This window comes from Marinomonas posidonica IVIA-Po-181, assembly GCF_000214215.1.
GTDB lineage: Bacteria > Pseudomonadota > Gammaproteobacteria > Pseudomonadales > Marinomonadaceae > Marinomonas > Marinomonas posidonica.
Genome location: NC_015559.1, coordinates 1,688,080 through 1,703,326, shown reverse-complemented (window position 1 = coordinate 1,703,326; position 15,247 = coordinate 1,688,080). Strand labels below are relative to the sequence as shown.

The window sequence follows — 15,247 nt, the reverse complement described above, 5'->3', positions numbered from 1 at the left end:
ATTTGTAAACTCAATCTCATTTTCATGATCATTATCATCAACTTAGATACACCCCATGTTGATGTTAACCGGACGAATCAATCACGCCATTAAAACGATCCTCAGGCCCATTCGGCTCAATCATCGCACCAGGGGCAAATCCTCCCATCGCGTAGTATAGCAAGGCGACAGATGTTCCCGTTTCATTGACCATTGCGGCGATACCCCCTGAGAGGCAAAAAACACATTTCCCAAACCACTGCGGTTAATGTCATCAACAACCGCCATCAAGGCCTTTGAGTTGGCTCTATTGGTGGCTGAATGAAAAAGGTCTGTGGAAAAGGCACCGTGTTCATAAAAATCCGACAGCATCACCCCAGCCTTCATATAACGAAACCCAGACCGCCAAATACGATTGAAAATCACATTGACCACTTCCAACAAATCCCGTGTATCGTCACTAGGATTGGGTAACTCAACCGATAAGGTTTTGGCGTAAAAGGGCTCATGCGGAATGTGTGGACTGGTACGAATAAACACACTCACTACCCGACAGAGGCGTCGCTCCCCTCTGAGCTTTTCCGCGGCCCTCGTCGTGTACTTTGCAATGGCTTCCCTTAGAGTCTGCTTTTCTGTCACCTTATGGCCAAAAGAACGGCTGCAAATAATTTGCTGCTTGGTTGGCCTTACACACTCCAAGTCCAAACACGACACGCCATTTAATTCACGCACGGTACGTTCCAATACCACGGAAAACTCTCTTCGAATCCGCTTGGGATCCGTGTTAGCTAGTTCCAATGCCGTCTTCACTCCTTTGGCGCGCAATTTAGCCGTCATACGGCGCCCCACGCCCCACACCTCACTAACATCGACCAACGCCAGTAACCGCTGTTGCCTCTCCCTATCCATCAAGTCCACAACAGAACCCGTGGCCGGATAGGTCTTGGCGGCATAATTGGCTAATTTTGCCAGCGTCTTGGTTGGCGCAATGCCAATGCCAACCGTAATCCCCGTCCATTGATCAACCTTGGCCTTCACACCTCGACTAAAACTTAATACGTCTGTCACCATCTCAACACCAGACAAGTCCAAAAAAGCTTCATCAATGGAGTAAATCTCCACTCGCGGCGCTTGCTCTTCCAGCAAGGTCATCACTCGATTCGACATATCAGCGTACAGCGCATAATTCGATGAAAAACACACAATATTATGCTGCTTTATTGCGGCCTGAACTTGAAACAAAGGCACGCCCATTTTTAAGCCGAGCGCCTTGACCGCCTTAGAACGAGCCACCACACAACCATCATTATTGGATAAAACCACCACGGGTTTATGTTTTAAATCAGGCCGGAATAAAGTCTCACAACTGGCGTAAAAGTTATTACAGTCCACCAGAGCAAACACATTTTTCATGCACCGCGCTCTAGCTTACGAATCACACTGGTAACAACGCCAAACACCTCAAACTCCGATTCTTCCGTGATTGGTATTGCTTTATAAGCCTTATTTTTAGGACGTAATAAAACATCCGGCTTCAACTCCAACACCTTCACGGTCATTTCCCCATGCAGGCAAGCAATGATGGTGTCACGATGGCGCGCCGTTAATGAGCGATCCACCACCAGCACATCACCACTGTGAATCCCAGCTTCAATCATAGAATCACCCTGAGTTCGTACAAAAAAAGTGGCACTTGGGTGAGGAATGCACAACTCATTCAAATCCAACGTCCGTTCAACGAAATCCTGTGCCGGAGAAGGAAAACCTGCTGACACAGCGTCGCTGTAAAGAGGAATCTGCACACTATTTTCAGCAATAAAAGAGGCGGAGCCAGACACTCCAAGATAAGTAACACGCATATATAACACTCAAACCAAACTGTATAAACGTACAGTATAGTTTCATAGGCAGAATTGACCAAGTGTATTTTTGTGAAGAATGCAGATTTAGAACCAAGGCCAAAAGATTATCTCAGAACTCAATCAAGAGCGTCTTTTCAACCCCCTTTATTCACGCCCGTTTTACAAATAACAATTCATAACAGTAACAATAGCGTAAAAACCAAACACTAAAGTTTACAAAATAAAAACAAACACTTATAGAATAAACTCAGGAACTACGCATAATAGAAAAGTACATCTCGTGCTAAGAAGTTTAATATCTTTATTGACGCACACGCATGGACGCACACGCCATTGTTGTTGCTAACTTTGTTGCTGACTTTCAGAAGGTTACGATGAAGTTTATATAAAGCATGACCTCAACAATATGACTACGATATTTATTATCAAATAGCTCTAAACTAATAGGAAGTTCATATGATATCTAAGCTGAAAATTTCCCATAAATTCTTCATAATGAGCGCTATTCAATTGCTCTTGATTATTGTAGTTGGCGGCTTTTCGATCAACCAATTCCAAAAAATTGGCCATGAAATCAAAGAAATAGCACACGACCACCTTCCCCTAACAAACACGTTAACCCTTGTTACAGAACACCAATTACAACAAGCCATCACCGTTGAAAAAGTCATTTCTCATGCACTATTAGATGAAGTCAAGGGCAAAGGTACATCACAAGAAACGGTGGCCTTAATTGCGATGTTAGAAACAAACAATAAAAAATTACATGACGAAATCATAATGGCTGATCAAACCATTAAAACACTACAGTCAAATCTTGAAAGCGCTGAAGCAAAACAAAAATATGACGTCATCCTAGAAGAATTTATCAAGATAGAATCTGAATTCTTCGCATTAGAACACACTATTATAGATTTTCTACAGACGATTAAGAGCAGCGGCATAACAAACGCCCTTAACACTATTGCAGAGATCGAGCATGCTAATGAGCAATTAGACAAACACATGATTTCGGTTTTGAATGAATCTCAACAGTTTGCATTAGATTCCGCCAACATCGCGTTTGCCGATGAACAACATGCCCTCAACGTTATTGCGACTGTCATTGCGATTTCCATACTAGTGGGCATCCTCATTCCAGTCTTCATTGGTCGCTCTATCATTGGGCCACTAAAAGACCTTTTGGTACGCTTAGATGATTTGGTTAATGGCAATGGCGACCTAACCCTTCGAATGGACTTCAAACGTAACGATGAAGTGGGAAAGGTGGCGAACAAACTGGACCAGTTCATCAGCAAACTCCAAAACATCATTATTGGTATTTCAGAGTCTTCAAAGCGCTTAGACAGCAACTCAGCCAAAGCGTCGGTGATAGTGAAAAACACCCTTGCCTCAGTCGACAAGCAAGAAACGGAAACCAGCCTTGTGGCTGACGCAGTCAGCGAAATGAGTGACGCAACGGAAGAAGTCGCCAAAAATACCGTTTCCGCGTCGAATGTTGCCTCTGAGGTGTTGGAACTCGTTGAACAAGGCAAATCGACGGCAGAAGAAAACCAAAGAATCACCACTCAATTATCAAAAGACGTGCAAGCCACGGCTCACAGCATCGACAATCTGGCCAAAGAAACAGATAACATCGGCGCCGTGTTAGACACGATCCAAGGCATTGCAGAACAAACCAATTTGCTAGCACTGAATGCCGCCATAGAAGCCGCGCGCGCAGGAGAATCTGGTCGAGGTTTCGCCGTGGTTGCCGATGAAGTTCGCTCTTTGGCACAAAAAACCCAGACATCGACAGTCGACATTCAAAATCTGGTTGAAAATCTTCAAGCAGGTGCAAAAGACGCAATGGACAGTATGAACAAAGGCATCGAAGTCACTGAACATTGCACCGTTATTGGCAGAAAGACAGCAGAGCGTTTTGAAGAAGTGGTTGGCGCGGTGAATAACATTGCGGATTTAAATCAGCAAATTGCCACCGCGACCGAGGAACAATCATCAGTAGCAACGCAAATTCTCGACCGCGTTAACAACATTAGTCAGATCTCTCAAACAACCAGCCAAGACACAGGCAAGGTCGCAACCGCCAACTACAGCATAGCTGAAGAGGTTACAAACCTTAATGAGCGACTAGCTCAATTCAAAGTATAACGCGCCACCACACCAATGAATCGATCACTAAAGATTCATTGGTGTTCCCTTTTGACCCGCTATGACGACATACCATTAAGAATGTGTCCTTTAAACCAATGAGATTTTCCACCTCACGAGTCGCTAGTAGTCGCCTCAATAAATGCATTCCTTCGAACTTTGCAGCGGACACACCGCCCGTCTCTTAACAATAAAAGAGGCAGAGCCAGCTCTCCAAGATAAGTAACAGGTCGATAAAAAACTCACACTATACGGCATAAAAATACCGCATCATTTCAACTGCAAAATAGGCTAAACGTCTTTTTGAAAGTAATGTGGAATGAGGTGAACTGGGTACGCCTTATTGACGTCAAAAAATAAGCGAGCTAGTGCCATAAAACGGCTAGTCGATTGGAAAAAACAGTGTGAAAGTGCTGCCCTTACCCACGGCACTATCAAGCTCTACTCTGCCATTATGATCTTGCATAATGCCATACGTAATGGATAAACCAAGACCACTTCCCGTTCCGACTTCTTTCGTCGTAAAGAATGGGTCAAAGATCTTTTCTTGAAGCGATTTCGCTATCCCTGTGCCATTGTCTCTCACAGCAATATACACTTCTTTTCCCATCACCCCGCTTATCACTTTTATGACGCCCTTGTCCGTAATAGCATGCCCCGCATTAATAAAAAGGTTCAGCAGTACTTGTTGTACTTGGCCGATACGACATTTTACCTTAGGGATATTGCCTAATTTGACTTTCACAGCCGCTTTATACTTGAGCTCGTTCTGCGCCACTTTTAAGGTTTTTTTTATCGCCTCATTAAGGTCTTCCTCCTGCATTTCCTGTTGAAGCTTGACGTGCGAAAAGTCTTTTAGGCCTGCGACAATTTCTCGTATACGCAATGTCCCTTCTACCGTATCACTCATAAGCTCAGACACATCGGCTTGAATATACTCAATGTCTTGCTGTTGTAGCCACACCATCAGCTCCTGTAGAGACGGGTCGACATCTTCCGACACTTGGCTCGTCAGTTTTAAAAAGCGATTAATCGCCTCTTGATAGATTTGATTATATTCCTTTAAGGTTTTGATATTGCTCATCACATAACCAATCGGGTTATTGATTTCGTGTGCGACGCCTGCCGCCAGCGTACCAATAGACGCCATTTTTTCGGATTGAATCAATTGCTCCTGAGCCACTTGCAGTTTCTTATTGGTGCCTTCTAATTTATAAATGTTACTTTTCAATTGCTCGGTTCTACGCTCCACTCGACTTTCAAGTGTCTGGTTTAACTGCTCTAACTGTTGCTCATAAACGGCCCTCTGCTCGGCCGCTTGAGTCAAACGCCGAGACATCTGATTAAATGCCTCAGCCACATCGGAAATCTCATCATTGCCTTTTGTCGATAGACTAAACTCAGTGCTGCCATGTGAAATTTGATTGGCCGCCTCCGTGAGTCTGCTGAGACGACTGGTTAAATAAGTCCCCAATAAAAATGAAAACAACGCCACTAACAGCATCTCGCCAATCGCAATAGAAGCACTCCAGATTCGGGCTTCTTCTATAGATTGGCTTAACCCTGTGGTATCAATCCCTAATTCAATTTTACCAAATACCTGACCGCCTTCTTCTATGGAGGCACTGATATCAAAAACACCATCGTTTACAGCAGAGACATCCTCATCTTCTATAAAAGCGCGTGTTAAAAGACGCTCGTCCCCAGCTTGAGTAAACACCTGACCTTCGGGTGTCAGCACTTTCACATAGACAATATCCGGGTTGGCCATCAACTCAGAGCTAAAGTCTTCTAACGAAGCAAGGTCATAAGAAATCACCGCGTCTTTAGTGGTTGTCGAAAACAAGGTCGCTGTAGTGGTCGCTCGCTTATATAAACCATCGTAGTTGGTTGACTCCAAATAATTCAATGTCATGGAAATCAACAACGCCAACAAAATCGCTTCGATAAAAGCGACGCCCAGTATGGTTTTTAACCTTAATGACATTTACTTCTCCCTTCCCTTGCGCGATTCAATAGAAAGGTTACTCAAGCATATAATCAAGCAACTTAATATCAAGGTCGCGAATGTCATCCCATCGATCGTTTGAAGCCGCTTCTAACCCTTTAAAATTAAGCACCTTAAGCAAAGCCATGGCCTCTGGCTCACCGTTCATTTGCATCATAACTTGAACAATTTTAGTCAGTTGCGCTTGAGGAACCCTAGGATGTGCGGCGATCGCATGAGACGTATAAGGCTTGGTTCGCCACAGTACTTTAAGCTGATCTCGCACCTCAGGAGACGTATTATTAAAGGTACGAATCACACCGCCCCCTGCCGGGAAAAAACCGCGAGCCACGTTTAAATACACCGAGTCATGAGAAGAAACATAAGAAGGCGTAAAAACAATGTTTTCCTGAGTCATTTGGGCTCGAGGTAAAATACTCGCCGCAAATGCCGCAGGAGAAGGAAAGGCCAAACGCGTATTTTGCAAATCCTCTAACGAACGAATAGCACTGTCTTTTCGCACCACGACAATGCCTCGTATTTGCTTATCTTTTTGCTTAGCAATGGCTTGATAACCTGGCTTTTGGTGAAACACCACATAGTGATAGGGGTTCATATAGGCCAGATCGTATTCCCCAGCTAACAAGCGCTTCTCAAACTCAGGAATATTTTTCGCCGTGGCAAACTGCAAAGTCACTCCCGCTTGCTCACTGATGTAACTCAGCACCGGAGACCACTTCGCTGCCAGCGTTTTCGCCGACTGTTGTGGCACCACACCAAAGGTCAAAGTTTGTGCGGCACATAGGGATGGCAATAGAAGTGCAACAAGTAACCATAAACGTGTCATCATTATGTTCTCCAAAGACATGACATTCCATTTGGGCAAGGAGCGAACAAATCCGGACATTCAACAACAGGCCTCTTCCAACACTTGCCTTGAAATGCCTTCCTTCTGATAAAACACACCCTCAGAAGACGTATCCGCACCCTCCCTAACTATAATAACTATAGAATTCATCTCAGAAACTTCATACAAAGTTCATACAAGATAACAAGAAATTACGCGATCATTTATCTTTAACAAAATATCGTAGGGTAAACAGAGACATGGGTAAGCCAGAGAGAACAAAAAAGACGTGGCATGCAGGCATTCAGTGGGGACAAAAGGAAACGAAAAACTCATTAGGCGGTATGACGAGTTAACGGGCTTAGAATCGGCTTCTAGGCTAACGAGTCATGACATGGAAAGAGTATCGGGAAATAATCGGTTTGAAAAATTGCTTGGAATGACAAGAATTAGGTGGCATCTCTACCAGCCGCACCTCGGCACACAAGTCCATCGCTGTGGCTGCTTCCTTCCGGACCTGACCAGATTAACGATTTATTGTTGCGAGGGGACCAGCAGAGACACCATAAAGGAGGCCTGTTGACCTTGGGGCGAGATTATACGCGGCCAATTTGAAATATCAACCGCATTCTTATGTATTTTCAAATAGTTAAAATGATTGGCCAAACTAATTTTTGGGCTCTCATCTTGCTCAATCCCCACCACCCTCACCTTTTACCACGGCTTTTCTTGATTCGGCTTTTTTCACCGGTCACATTTCCAACCGTAAACTCTGTTGCTAATGCCCTTTTCACCACTTGTCTTTATATCGACTAGGATATCGACAACGCCTAAGCAAGCAGCTCGAACAACCGACTCTATTTCTAAAGGCTTCGGGCTCGCCTATATCCGCCATGGTATTTAAGGTAAGATACGCGTCATCAGATTTGAGGAGTAGCAAGTTGAAGCTATTTGTAAAAAACCTAACTCACGTGGATTTTTCCTACTTTGATGCAGAACGCGGATTGTTAGGAGAAAGCTGGCAGACAGACATCGTGCTGACCGGCAAGCTGAATGACGAAAGCATGATTTGCGATTTCAGCATAGTGAAAAAGCAAATTAAAAAATGGCTAGACGACAACATAGATCACATGCTCGCCATTCCAACTGAGCACCCAAGCAGTCGGCTTATTGAGTTAGACAATGATCGTGTCTCTTTCCAGTTCGATCATGAAGACGGTCGACATTTCCAATGTGATGCACCATCACAAGCAATCTGCTCATTACCTTGTCAGCAAATTACCCCCTCTTTAGCGGCCGCTTGGGTAGAACAACAAATTCTAGACCTATTGCCGGCAGAATTAGAAGCCGTCAGTATTCGCTTTACGCCAGAGTCCATATCTGGCGCTCAGTATCAATATAGCCATGGTCTAAAGAAGCACGCCGGAAATTGCCAACGTATCGCTCATGGTCATCGATCCACCATTGAAATTTATCGTGATGGCAAAGCCGACGCCGCATTAGAGCAAGATTGGGCAAAACGCTGGCAAGACATTTATCTGGGCACACAAGAAGATTTGCAAAAAGTCGTCGACATTAACGGCCGCCCACACCATTATTTCAGCTACACCAGTCAACAAGGCTTATTTGAACTGACCATTGATAGCCAGCAAGTCTATATGTTGAATTGCGACACCACGGTAGAGTCCTTGTCAGCTCACGTAGCCTATGTATTAGCGCATGAACAGGTTGGCAGCCTCATTGAAGCACATGGTTTTGAAGGCATTGGTAAAGGTGCCATTTCTGAATATAAGGTAACGAAATGAGTTTAAAAGCGTATGAGAATTTGGCAAAAGGCGAGCAATTGCCACTGGAGACGGTGTTAGCCAATTTAAAAACAGACGATGCCGGGTTAGTTGCTGCCATTGCCCAGCAACACGATACGGGTGAAGTCTTGATGTTGGCTTACATGAATGAAAAATCGATTCGTGAAACGCTAGAAACAGGACAGGTTTGCTATTGGTCACGCTCTCGACAAACCTATTGGCGCAAAGGCGAAAGCTCAGGTCATCGCCAATCTCTGATTTCCATGTCCTTTGATTGCGACGGTGACTGCATCTTATTGCAAGTGGATCAAAAAGGCCCTGCTTGTCATACCAACCGCCGAGATTGTTTCTTTTTCAAAGTAGAAGGAAATCACGTCGTCATCGACTCAGCACCAGAAAAACAATCTTAAACCCCATCAGCTACATCGCACCGAAACTGGGCATGGAAACACATCTGAACCACTTCATGCCCACTTTTCAGTCATCCTTTTTTTAAAGCCATCTTCCTAAGTTCAAACCTTTTCAAATTCTTTTTGTTTACACACTCTTACAAGTCTTGCCTATCGCAACTCTACACGCAATAATAACGACCAATTATAAAAAAGCCTTTAAGTAAAAGGCTTCCCCCTCCATAGTCTCCAAAAAGGAGTATGAAGCACATTGAAAGTTAAACAGTATTTGTATCTAGATGTAACTGTAACTGGCATAAGGATTGCTCAACTCAAGACAAAGACAACTCAGGAGCAACTATGCTAAATTTGTCCGTACGCACCAAAATATTTTCACTTATTGCTCTCTTCTCTATAGTCATTATTGGCTTGAGTATTAGCTCGGCTCTGTCCAGTAAATCCGTTTCTTCCGAATTGCAAAGCCTCTCATCACAAAGCCTGCAACTGGTTAAGCATTTGGAAAAAAGCCGCCAACTTTTACTGCAACAATCAGTCGAATTTGAACGAGGTTATTTCCAAGTATCGATCGCCAAATCCATGGGCGGCTACGGTACTGAACTGATCGCCGAATCAGAAGAAAAATTCAAAGCTTATACAGATGAGCTACTGACCAGCATCGACAGCGTAAAAGGCATTCTGAACGAAATGCCAGAAAATGATGGCCTAACCAACCTATTAGAACAGATTGACCTATTAGAAGTGCAACAGGCGACCTTCTTGAAAGCCAGTACCGAGACCTATGGTTGGTGGATCAAACTTAAAACCCTACAAGCCAATAAAGCTCGACGGGTTGCTGACGCGAGCCTAGAAAGTGTTAATACTCAGATGGAAACCATCATCAGCGCCATCAACGAGTACAACCATCAAGTGGCAAACAATCAAAACAGCAAATTAGACCAAGCCATTTATGCAAGCGGCGGCGTGGCGGCGTTATTAATCATTATCGGTATCACCATCAGCTTGTTGATCGTCAATGGTATTTGTCGCCCTCTTATTAAAGCCGTCCGTCGTGCGGAAGGCATCGCATCAGGGGACTTATCGCAAGAACCAGTCAACAGCAAGCGTAAAGATGAGATCGGTATGCTAGAAGGCGCCATGGACAAATTGGTTGTCCAACTTAGCAGCATTCTTCATGATGTGGCTCACTCCAGCGACATGTTGACCAATGCCGCAAATGACCTGAATCGCATTACCGACGAATCCTCCACTATGGTGGACCGCCAGCAAGAAGAAACACATCTTATTTCACAAGCAGTGCAAGAGATTCAGGCGACAGCAGTGCACGTGTCAGAATCCACGACGGATGCCAGTAATGCCGCTCATACTGCCGAAACGGCAGCCAATGAAGGGGCGGATATTGTCACCAAAACCATCCACAGCATTCAAGAGTTGGCCGAAGAAATCGCCGATTCTTCCAAGACCATTAACGAATTACAAGTTAACACCAATGAAATCAGCAACATTCTAAACGTCATTTTAGGCATTGCTGAACAAACCAACCTGCTTGCTTTAAACGCGGCAATTGAAGCGGCACGAGCGGGTGAACAAGGTCGAGGCTTTGCGGTGGTAGCCGACGAAGTTCGTCATCTTGCGCAAAACACTCAGGATGCGACGCAACAGATTGAAAAAATGATCACCCTACTGCAATCAGGTACCTCATCAGCCGTTGCAGCGATGACGTCTAGCCATCAACGCTCGACGGACGCAGTAGAGCAAGTGAAACACGAAGAAGAATCACTGTTAAACATCAATCAGTCGGTGTCTAAGATTCGAGAAATGAACGACCGTATTTCAGCCACCGCAGAGGAACAAGCCTCTGTCACCGCAGAAGTAAACCGAAATGTATCGAACATCACCAGCATTACGGAAAAGACCACCAACTCAATTCATGCAATCAGTCAATCGGCTGGGCAACTGGCCGATTTAGCGAAACAACTATCGAACAAAATCAGTTACTTTAATGTCTAATCATTAAGATACCGACAAAGCAAAGGGAAACCCTTGGTTTCCCTTTTATCTTTCTCTAATTTTATGCTTCTTGTAGTCAGGAGAACAAAATGTGTCGTTGGATGGCCTATCAGGGTGACGTGGTATACCTTGAGTCATTGTTATTTGAACAAGAGCATTCACTCGTTCATCAAAGTTTGAGTGCGAAAAAATCTGAAGTCACTGTCAATGCAGATGGGTTTGGGCTTGGATGGTACGACGAACGCAGTGAACCAGGTTTGTACCATGAAATTTTACCCGCATGGAGCGACAGCAATTTAAAAAGCCTAGCAAGGCACATCAAGAGTGGCCTCTTTTTCGCCCATGTCCGCGCCTCGACAGGCACCGCCACCAGCCGCTCTAACTGCCATCCATTCAGCTATAAAAACTGGCTGTTTATGCACAATGGACAAGTTGGTGGTTATGAATCCATTCGCTATCAATTGGATCGACTGATTCCTGAATCTCTCTATGGCGAACGCCAAGGTGCGACTGACTCTGAAGTGATTTTCTTATTGATGATTGCCAATGGTTTGGAGCAAGATCCGGAACAAGCCATTGCCGATACCCTGGCACAAATTCTCGATCTAATGAAACAGAAAGACATTCAAGAACCCTTGAGATTTACGTCTGTGGTGTCTAACGGTGATGAAATGATCGCTGTGCGTTTTTCCAGTGACGAGCAAGCGCCCAGCCTTTATTGCAAAGCATTTGATACTCATATCGTCATTGGTTCAGAACCGTTAGAGCTCTCCAATCAAGGCTGGACATTAGTACCGGCAGGGCATCTTGCTAAAATCAAAGGCAATCAATATCAGATTCAAGCTCTACCCGACCTAATGAAATTGAGCGCTTAACGCGCTCAATTTCATTTCTGACATTCAATCCTTTTTAACGTCGCCTCTTAATGCTTGTCTTCACGATAAGCATAAGTGGCATCAAATCGGGATTGAATCCAATCACCCGCTAGAACTTTGTCATATTTAGCTGGCTTAGCGTCAGACTGACAGCTTGGCACACAACTCACTTCCGTCTCATAGTCTGGCTCAACAAAAAATGGGAAAGAATAACGATGTACATCCGGTAAAGAAGCGCGTACACGGTGAGCCGTTGACACATATTCGTCGTTTGTCCAGTGCTGCATTAAATCACCGATGTTCACCACAAGAGCATTCTCTATTGGCGTGGCATCCACCCACTCACCTTGACGATTTTTCACCTGCAAGCCACCGGTTTGATCTTGTAGCAACAAGGTCACACAACCATAATCCGTGTGCGCGCCAGCACCATTATCATGAGCCGCTTCAGGGCGTGGCGGATAATGAATCATCCGCATCACAGTGACATGATCGGTAAAACAACGAGTAAAAAAATCATCCTGTAAAGACAAGGCTTGGGCCATGGCGGTCAGCAATTTTTGTGCAACTTGGAAGGTCTCTACATAATACTCTTGCAGGACTTCCAAGGTCGCAGGATCACTCGGGTTTTGATTTGGTCCATACATGGTCGGGTATTTGGCAACCAATGGATGATCCGCCGGAAAATCCAATGCCATATCAAAGGTTTCTTTCCAGTCCGCATGCGTCACTTCATCGAGCTGTTCTTCGCCAATATTGCCATAACCTCGGTGATTAGGACTGTTTTTGATATCAATGGCATTTTTAACCTCTTGAGGCTGGTTAAAAAAGTGTTTTGCCTCACGCATCAACGCCTTCAGCAATGAAGCGGGTACGCCCGTATTGGTAAGATAGAAAAAGCCGATTTCTCGACAAGCTGTATCCAACGCCTTTACCTCAGGTAAACGCACTGAGTCGCTTTCATGGGTTAATTTGGCTAAATCTATGAGTGGAATGGACATTTAACGTCTCCTGTTACGGATTAAGTCCGTGAAGAAAGCTTCACTAATTTCGTATGTTTTGGGTTAAAACGCTTCAACCCTGCTTCGCCAAAATCAACAATAATCATCTGCCTATCGTCCTCTTCTTGTCGGACAATCACCCCTTGACCAAACTGATCATGGCGCACCTTGTCCCCCGGCTTAAGCTGCCCTTTCTCTACCATTTTATGACGGAAAGTGACTTCAGGTGAAGGCTGAACAAACGCCAAGTAGCGCTGAAAAACAGAGCCTTTTTCTGTGTCAATTACATCGCCATTACGCGCCTGATACCAGGCATCGCAAATCTGGCTAACCGCATGAGGCTGAGCCTCAAAAATAAAGCGGGATAATGACAAAGATTTTAAACCGGCTCGGGGAATGCTCCCCAGCTTCATTTGTTTGTTCTCTTCCGCACTTGGCGTTTCCAATAGTACCAGTTTCTGACGTGCTCGTGTCATGGCCACATAGAATAAACGCCGCTCAGCAGCCAATTCGTTCGCTGCTTGCTTGTCGATCGCACTCAAGTCTTCCTCATAATAGGGAAATCGACCTTCCTGCAACCCACACAAAAGTACTTGCCCAAACTCCAAGCCTTTGGATTTATGGATCGTCATCAGATGCACACCTTGTGCCACATCCGACTGATGTTCATTGAGGCTGGCAAGTTGTTGTAAAATGCTCGCCGCATCGCCGCCCACACCACGTACATACGCAATGAATGCCTCGCAGGTGGCGATTTTTTCCTGCGCTTGTATGTCTTTGCTACTGGTACTCTCGAAATAACGATAAATTCCCAATTTTTCCAGCGTATGCACCAAACCTTGTGCAGGATCCTTGCGATATGCACTCAAACTGCGCAACCAATCCGCTCTTTCATACAATTTTTTCGCACGCCAACCCTCACTCGCATCAGCCATATTCTCAACTATCTGCGGCAGTAAATGCGGCGACTGTTTCGCTTGCTGAATAAGCAGTCGTCGTTGCGCCACCGCGCCGCCTAAACTGGGCACGGTCAACAGGTATTCGACATCGTCTGGATGAAAAAAATGATTCGGTGTTTCCAAGCCCCCCGCCATGACGGCCAGATACGCCATCAACATGCGAATTTGACGGTTCTCTAATAAGGGCGAATCACCATGCAACTGATACGGCACGGCTTTGTGCATCAAAGCCAATTGCACTGGCACCATATCACTGTACAAACGCACCAAGACAGCGCAGTCGGTTAAGGCTTTACCCTCTTCGACCCAGGCTTTTAATTCCCCTAACAAGGCTTTACCTGTCTTCGGCGATTTCGCGAAAGACACCCGCGTCCGCTCACCCAGCCCCACCACTAAAGCCTCTGGATCGTTCTCACTGATCACACTAGATGCCATCAGCCCGATGGCATGACCAAAGCGAAAGCTGCTGCTCAAAGGAAAAGTCTTTACTTCGGTAAATTCCGCATCAAATTGACGGGCCATAATATCAGGGCTGGCACCACGCCATTCATAAATGCATTGCTGTACATCGCCAACAATCATCCACTGACAAGGCATTGGGTAAAGTCGTTTTAACAATTCATACTGACAAGGGTTAATATCTTGAAACTCGTCAATCAACAGATATTGAAAGTTCGGCACCAAGGCGCGCACACGCTGTAAATCTGGCTCGGATAAATCCCTCACCAATTGATAGGGATCACTCAATAAATCGGCAAAAAAACGTATAGTCTGGCGCTGACGCAGCCCTTCCAATTCCTCAAACAGAGCGACAAAAAAGCGCCGTTCCTTCGACCAACCCAGTTGTTCAAACACATCGCTAGCCGACAAGTTCGATGCCTTGACTTGATCAATAAACAGCAGCACATCTTCCAGCCACTCTTTCTCGTCCTGAAGGGTAATTTTTTCGCCGCGCTTTAATAAGCGCGACATCGCCTCTCGCAACAACTTAATTAAGCTAAAATCATCGGTTAGCAACTTTGCCGGCTCCAACCAAGCCTGTTGCTCTAAACGGCGACAAAAACGCATACCAAAGGCGTGAAAGGTCATCACACTGGGGGAGCGAATCCCTTGTGGCAGAAGGCGTTGAGCCAAGCGTTGAGAAAATTCTTCTTGAGCACTCTTATTAAACATAAACACGCCAATTTGCGACGCGTCTATGCCTTGCGATAATAAATACTCAATACGCGATATGAGTGTCGTGGTTTTACCCGCGCCAGCCACCGCAATGACCTTAGCAGGCTGTTGCAAATCATGATGGACAACGGCCAATTGCTCAGGCGTTAAAGAAAGAGCGGGAGCGGAAAGAATGGAATCGGTCAAAA

General features: G+C 45.1%; 11 protein-coding genes and 1 other RNA gene. 5 read left to right on the top strand and 7 right to left on the bottom strand.

Annotated elements, in window-relative coordinates:
• Positions 1–120: 120 nt before the first annotated feature.
• Both umuC and umuD read right to left on the bottom strand, forming a co-directional pair.
• The gene (umuC, locus tag MAR181_RS08035) at positions 121–1,392 is read right to left on the bottom strand and encodes a translesion error-prone DNA polymerase V subunit UmuC (RefSeq protein ID WP_013796096.1); all 1,272 of its coding nucleotides are present in this window, start codon (positions 1,390–1,392) and stop codon (positions 121–123) included.
• On the bottom strand, positions 1,389–1,838 hold the full coding sequence (umuD, locus tag MAR181_RS08030) for a translesion error-prone DNA polymerase V autoproteolytic subunit (protein WP_013796095.1): 450 nt from the start codon (positions 1,836–1,838) through the stop codon (positions 1,389–1,391). The genes umuC and umuD overlap by 4 nt, the downstream gene beginning before the upstream one ends.
• Before the next feature lie 459 nt (positions 1,839–2,297).
• Between umuD and MAR181_RS08025 the strand changes: the two genes are divergently transcribed.
• Positions 2,298–3,992: a methyl-accepting chemotaxis protein gene (locus MAR181_RS08025; RefSeq protein ID WP_013796094.1), complete on the top strand. Its 1,695-nt coding sequence runs from the start codon at positions 2,298–2,300 to the stop codon at positions 3,990–3,992.
• Positions 3,993–4,374: 382 nt separating this feature from the next.
• Here the strand turns inward: MAR181_RS08025 and MAR181_RS08020 are convergent, their stop codons facing one another.
• The 3 genes from MAR181_RS08020 to ffs all read right to left on the bottom strand — a co-directional run bounded on the left by MAR181_RS08020 (position 4,375) and on the right by ffs (position 7,383).
• Positions 4,375–5,979, bottom strand: a complete 1,605-nt coding sequence (locus tag MAR181_RS08020) for an ATP-binding protein (protein ID WP_013796093.1) — start codon at positions 5,977–5,979, stop codon at positions 4,375–4,377.
• Positions 5,980–6,016: 37 nt separating this feature from the next.
• Positions 6,017–6,829 (bottom strand): phosphate/phosphite/phosphonate ABC transporter substrate-binding protein, encoded by an 813-nt coding sequence (locus MAR181_RS08015; protein ID WP_013796092.1) that lies wholly within the window; start codon positions 6,827–6,829, stop codon positions 6,017–6,019.
• A 457-nt stretch (positions 6,830–7,286) separates the two neighbouring features.
• An RNA gene (gene ffs / locus MAR181_RS18175) (signal recognition particle sRNA small type) lies at positions 7,287–7,383 on the bottom strand.
• A 384-nt stretch (positions 7,384–7,767) separates the two neighbouring features.
• Between ffs and MAR181_RS08010 the strand changes: the two genes are divergently transcribed.
• The 4 genes from MAR181_RS08010 (at position 7,768) to MAR181_RS07995 (ending at position 11,923) form a co-directional block, all read left to right on the top strand.
• Positions 7,768–8,631 carry a 6-carboxytetrahydropterin synthase gene (locus MAR181_RS08010; protein ID WP_013796091.1) on the top strand — a complete coding sequence of 288 codons (864 nt, stop codon included), beginning with the start codon at positions 7,768–7,770 and terminating at the stop codon, positions 8,629–8,631.
• Entirely contained in the window at positions 8,628–9,041 is a 414-nt protein-coding gene (hisI, locus tag MAR181_RS08005) for a phosphoribosyl-AMP cyclohydrolase (protein ID WP_013796090.1), read from the top strand. Before MAR181_RS08010 ends, hisI begins: the two co-directional genes overlap by 4 nt.
• A gap of 339 nt (positions 9,042–9,380) precedes the next feature.
• On the top strand, positions 9,381–11,048 hold the full coding sequence (locus MAR181_RS08000; RefSeq protein WP_013796089.1) for a methyl-accepting chemotaxis protein: 1,668 nt from the start codon (positions 9,381–9,383) through the stop codon (positions 11,046–11,048).
• Between the two features lie 89 nt (positions 11,049–11,137).
• Positions 11,138–11,923, top strand: coding sequence for a class II glutamine amidotransferase (locus MAR181_RS07995; protein ID WP_013796088.1), 786 nt, complete (start codon positions 11,138–11,140; stop codon positions 11,921–11,923).
• Between the two features lie 47 nt (positions 11,924–11,970).
• On the opposite strand, the gene MAR181_RS07990 is transcribed toward MAR181_RS07995, so the two are convergent.
• Together MAR181_RS07990 and MAR181_RS07985 are read right to left on the bottom strand one after the other, a co-directional pair.
• A complete protein-coding gene (locus tag MAR181_RS07990) occupies positions 11,971–12,924 on the bottom strand; it encodes an isopenicillin N synthase family dioxygenase (protein ID WP_013796087.1) in 954 nt (317 codons plus the stop codon).
• A gap of 20 nt (positions 12,925–12,944) precedes the next feature.
• Positions 12,945–15,245 carry an ATP-dependent helicase gene (locus MAR181_RS07985; RefSeq protein WP_013796086.1) on the bottom strand — a complete coding sequence of 767 codons (2,301 nt, stop codon included), beginning with the start codon at positions 15,243–15,245 and terminating at the stop codon, positions 12,945–12,947.
• Positions 15,246–15,247 lie beyond the last annotated feature (2 nt).

Coding starts and splice junctions, on each gene's coding strand:
- MAR181_RS07995 (WP_013796088.1), top strand. CDS start 11,138: ATGTGTCGTTGGATGGCCTATCAGGGTGACGTGGTATACCTTGAGTCA.
- MAR181_RS08020 (WP_013796093.1), bottom strand. CDS start 5,979: ATGTCATTAAGGTTAAAAACCATACTGGGCGTCGCTTTTATCGAAGCG.
- MAR181_RS07990 (WP_013796087.1), bottom strand. CDS start 12,924: ATGTCCATTCCACTCATAGATTTAGCCAAATTAACCCATGAAAGCGAC.
- hisI (WP_013796090.1), top strand. CDS start 8,628: ATGAGTTTAAAAGCGTATGAGAATTTGGCAAAAGGCGAGCAATTGCCA.
- umuD (WP_013796095.1), bottom strand. CDS start 1,838: ATGCGTGTTACTTATCTTGGAGTGTCTGGCTCCGCCTCTTTTATTGCT.
- MAR181_RS08000 (WP_013796089.1), top strand. CDS start 9,381: ATGCTAAATTTGTCCGTACGCACCAAAATATTTTCACTTATTGCTCTC.
- MAR181_RS08015 (WP_013796092.1), bottom strand. CDS start 6,829: ATGATGACACGTTTATGGTTACTTGTTGCACTTCTATTGCCATCCCTA.
- MAR181_RS08025 (WP_013796094.1), top strand. CDS start 2,298: ATGATATCTAAGCTGAAAATTTCCCATAAATTCTTCATAATGAGCGCT.
- umuC (WP_013796096.1), bottom strand. CDS start 1,392: ATGAAAAATGTGTTTGCTCTGGTGGACTGTAATAACTTTTACGCCAGT.